General features: G+C 74.4%; 6 protein-coding genes. 3 read left to right on the forward strand and 3 right to left on the reverse strand.

All coding sequences use genetic code 11. The features are described from left to right. A partial coding sequence (locus tag KPL57_RS26805) for a GDSL-type esterase/lipase family protein (protein WP_226353622.1) occupies positions 1-701 on the forward strand: 701 nt, incomplete at its 5' end. Further along, complete coding sequence (locus KPL57_RS67405; RefSeq protein WP_264198608.1) at positions 698-832, forward strand: hypothetical protein; 135 nt, start codon at positions 698-700, stop codon at positions 830-832. The genes KPL57_RS26805 and KPL57_RS67405, both read left to right, overlap by 4 nt. Before the next feature lie 46 nt (positions 833-878). On the opposite strand, the gene KPL57_RS26810 is transcribed toward KPL57_RS67405, so the two are convergent. The 3 genes from KPL57_RS26810 to KPL57_RS26825 form a co-directional block, all read right to left on the reverse strand. Then, positions 879-2,033, reverse strand: coding sequence for an aminotransferase class I/II-fold pyridoxal phosphate-dependent enzyme (locus tag KPL57_RS26810; protein ID WP_226353623.1), 1,155 nt, complete (start codon positions 2,031-2,033; stop codon positions 879-881). Continuing rightward, complete coding sequence (locus tag KPL57_RS70355; protein ID WP_226353626.1) at positions 2,030-2,437, reverse strand: Lrp/AsnC ligand binding domain-containing protein; 408 nt, start codon at positions 2,435-2,437, stop codon at positions 2,030-2,032. The genes KPL57_RS26810 and KPL57_RS70355 overlap by 4 nt, the downstream gene beginning before the upstream one ends. A gap of 184 nt (positions 2,438-2,621) precedes the next feature. After that, a complete protein-coding gene (locus tag KPL57_RS26825; protein ID WP_226353624.1) occupies positions 2,622-2,840 on the reverse strand; it encodes a hypothetical protein in 219 nt (72 codons plus the stop codon). Between the two features lie 633 nt (positions 2,841-3,473). Here KPL57_RS26825 and KPL57_RS26830 point away from each other — a divergent pair. Then, positions 3,474-3,920: hypothetical protein (locus KPL57_RS26830; RefSeq protein ID WP_226353625.1), on the forward strand; the 447-nt coding region annotated here is incomplete at its 3' end.

A 3,920-nucleotide genomic window follows, 5' to 3' on the forward strand; every position in this document is an offset into this window, starting at 1 on the left:
GTCCGTCCCGTCGCCGCGCCGCGTGCGACCGGGCGGCCGTCCGGCACCTCGTGCTGCTGGGCGACTCCACCGCCGTCGGGCTGGGGGATCCCCTGCCGGGCGGTGGCTGGCGCGGTGTCGGCCCATTGCTGCGCGACGCCCTCGACGATCCCGCCCGCCCCGGCTCGGTCCGGCTGGACAACCACGCCCGGACCGGGGCGCGGATGGCCGACGCCCGGCACGGGCAGGTTCCCGTGGCCGCGGCGTCGGGGCCCGACGTGGTCGTGCTGTGCGTCGGGATGAACGACACCCTCCGCTCGGACTTCGACCCGGCCGGGATCCGGCGGGACTGCGCGGAGTCGCTGGAGCTGCTGCTGGGGGCCGGTGCGACCGTGCTGCTGCTCCGCTTCCACGACCACACCCGCGTCTGGCCGCTGCCGGGCCTGCTGCAGCGGGCGCTCGCCGCCCGGATCTCCGCTCTGAACGGGGCCGTCGACGGAGCGGTGGCCGACGCCGTCGCTGCGACGGGACGGTCCGCCGTCGGGATCCTCGACCTCGACACCGCCGGCAGCTACGACCCGCGGCGTGGAGCGTGGACCGGTTGCACCCGTCCGAGCTGGGCCACCGGCTGCTGGCGCGGGGTTTCGCCGGGCTGCTCGGCGCCGCGGGGTTCGCGGTACCGGGGGAGGTCGGGCTCGACGCCGCCGGTGGCCGGGAGGTGACGGCCTGGCAGCGGGGGGCGTGGCTGGTGGTGCAGGGCGTGCCGTGGCTCGTGCGGCGGGGCCGGGACCTCGGGCCGGTGATGGTGCGCGGCCTGGTGGAGGGGGCGCGGGTGCGCAGGCTCTCGGCCTGACCCGTGCCCCGGCCGGCGTGGGTCACCGTCGGAGCCGGGAGTCCCGCTACAGGCGTCGCAGGAAGTTCCCGATCCGCTCGACGGCCTGCTCCAGCTGTGGCAGCGCCGTCGCGTACGAGCAGCGGATGTGCCCCTCCCCGGGCGACCCGAACACGCTGCCCGGGACGACGGCGACCGACTCCTCCCGCAGCAGCCGCTCGGCGAAGGTCTCCGAGTCCAGGCCGGAGGTGCGGATGGAGGGGAACGCGTAGAACGCGCCCGCGGGCTCCGGGCAGTCCAGCCCGGCCTCGCGCAGGCCCTTCACGAACACCCGTCGGCGACGGTCGTAGTCGGCCACCATCTCCGCGACGTCGCCCTCCGGGCTGGTCAGCGCCTCCACCGCGGCGATCTGCGAGACGTGCGGCGCACACAGCATCGTGTACTGATGCACCCGCAGGCACAGCTCGGCGATCGGCTCCGGCGCGGCGAGCCAGCCGACCCGCCACCCCGTCATCGCCTGGGCCTTGGAGAACCCGCCCAGGACCACCGTCCGCTCCCGCGCACCGGGGACCGCACCCAGGCAGGTGTGGGTGCCGACGTAGGTGAGACGGTCGTAGATCTCGTCGGAGAGCAGGTACAGGTCGTGCCGCTCGGCCAGCGCGACGAGCTCGCGCAGCACCTCGGGCGGCTGCACCGCGCCGGTCGGGTTGGCCGGCGAGCCGATCAGGATCGCCTTCGTCCGCGGGGTGACCGCGGCCTCGACCGCGGCGATGTCGATGGCGAACCCGTCCTCGGCGTGGGTCGGCACCCCGACCGGGACACCCCCCGCGAACGCGACGCAGGGCTGGTAGGCGACGTAGCAGGGCTCCGGGACGATGACCTCCTCGCCCGGGTTCAGCAGCACCCGGAACGCCAGGTCGAGCCCCTCGGACACCCCGGTCGTCACCAGGCACTCGGTGGCGGGATCGTAGTGGGCGTCGTAGCGCGACGCCAGGTCCGCACACACCAGCTCACGCAGTTTCGGCAGGCCCGCGTTGCCGGTGTAGGTGGTGTAGCCGCGCTCCAGGGCGTAGATGCCGGCCTCGCGGATCCGCCACGGCGTCACGAAGTCGGGTTCACCGACACCGAGGGAGATGACGTCGTCCATCTCGGCGGCGATGTCGAAGAACCGCCGGATCCCCGACGGCGGGATCGCCGAGATCGTCGTGTTGAGCGGCTTCACGGGGTCACCGGCAGCCGGTGGTCGGGCTCCGGCTCGGCGAAGGAGTCGCCGTCGCGCTTGTGCGTGGCCAGCACGAAGTGCGTGGCGGTCGAGCGGACCCGGTCGATCGTGGACAGCTTCTGGGACACGAAGTCGCTGACCGCGCGGATGTCCGGGCCGACGACCGTGCAGCGCAGGTCGTGCCCACCGGAGCGAGGTAGCAGTCGCGGACCTCGTCGAACCGGGAGATGCGAGCGGCGACATCGTCGAACCCGACCCCACGGGCCGGGGCCACCGAGACGTCGATGAACGCCGTCACCTGCGCACCGGCGCGGCCCGCGCCGGGGTGGCCGTCGCCGCCGTCCTCGTAGCGGGCCCAGTCCACGACGGCCTTGTGCCTGCGGATCACCCCGGAGCGTTCCCACTCCGCGATCCGGGCGTCGACCTCGTCCCGGGTCAGACCCAGCATGGTGGCGACGGTGTCGTGGCTCAACGACGCGTCACGTTCGAGCAACTCGAGGATCTCGCGCACGGCGTGACCCTACGACGACCGCCCGTCGTCGCGCCGCGGGCCGGGCGGGTCGGTCGTGGCCCGCCCCGTCCGACCGGTCAGGCCGCGCGCGGCAGCGGGGCCGCGACGCCCGGAGCGACGGCGCCGCGGGCCGGGTCGAGCAGCCCGCACTCCAGGTCGACGAGGTGCAGCCGCGTGCACGGACCGCACACGTACACCGTGCCGGCCGGGCCGTGGTGGCTGCTCCACGCGAGTCCGCGGACGTCGGCGGGGGTGCGCGGACGAGAACAGAGCGGGCAACTCGGGATCGTGTCCATGCCCTGTGAGCGTGCACGGGATCTGTTGCGAGGCGGTGACACCGCGCGTCCGCGGCGTTGCGTTCCGGCGACGATCCGGGGTCGGAGACGATCACGGTGCGTACGCGACGGTCACGAATCGGGGGCGAGCCGGTGAATTCGGCGCCGCCGCACCCGGTCCGCAACTAGGGTCCGCGCGCATGAGCAGCAACGAACCGCCGCGGGGCGAGGACCCGCAGGCCGGCCCCGGGGGGCGCCGCGACGCCCGGTGGCGCCCAGGAGCCCGGCCACGCGGCCGGGAGCGGCGACCGGCCGGACACGCCGGAGGGTGGGCAGTACGGCCAGGCTCCCCGCGGGCAGGACCCCGGCACGCAGCACGGGCAGCCGGGCCAGCAGTACGGGCAGGACCCGGGGCAGTACGGCCAGCCGGGGCAGTACGGCCAGCCGGGGCAGTACGGCCAGCCGGGGCAGTACGGCCAGCAGCCGTACCCCGGCGCGGGCCAGCCCTACGGCGGCCAGCAGCCCGGGACCCCGTACCCCGCCCAGTACCCGACCGGCCAGCAGTACGGCGGTCCGTACCCCCAGGGCGGCTACGGCCAGCCCGCCTACCCCGCCGGCGGCGCCCCGCCCAGCGGCACCTCCCCGGATCCGCTGGTGCCGTTCTCCTTCGGCGACTGGTTCTCCAAGATCGTCGGCGTGCTGCAGCGGAGCTGGAAGCCGCTGCTGGTCATCAACCTGATCGTGCTGATCCCGACCGCGATCCTCAGCGCCCTCGGCTACGTCCTCGACGGGAGCACGCGGTCGTCGTTCGACCCCGTCGACCTCGACCTCAGCGCCGGCGTCGTGGCGGGCCTCGGCCTGACCACCCTGCTCCTGGCCGTGGTCACCCTCGTGCTGTCGGCTCTCGGCTATGCGGCGTCGGTCTTCGTCGTCGTGCGCGACGCGGCCCAGCGCCCGTGGAACCAGGACCAGGTCATCGCGTTCGCGAAGAACCGCGCACTCCCGGTGATCGCTGGTCGTTGCTGGCCGGGCTGCTGTTCGTCATCGGGTTCTTCCTGCTCGTCATCCCGGCCATCTACCTGGGCGTGGTGTTCACGGGCG

It is taken from the genome of Pseudonocardia sp. ICBG601, assembly GCF_020496245.1.

Excerpts from the sequence above, each read along its gene's own strand:
- KPL57_RS26825 (WP_226353624.1), bottom strand. The coding sequence starts at position 2,840 with ATGGACACGATCCCGAGTTGCCCGCTCTGTTCTCGTCCGCGCACCCCC.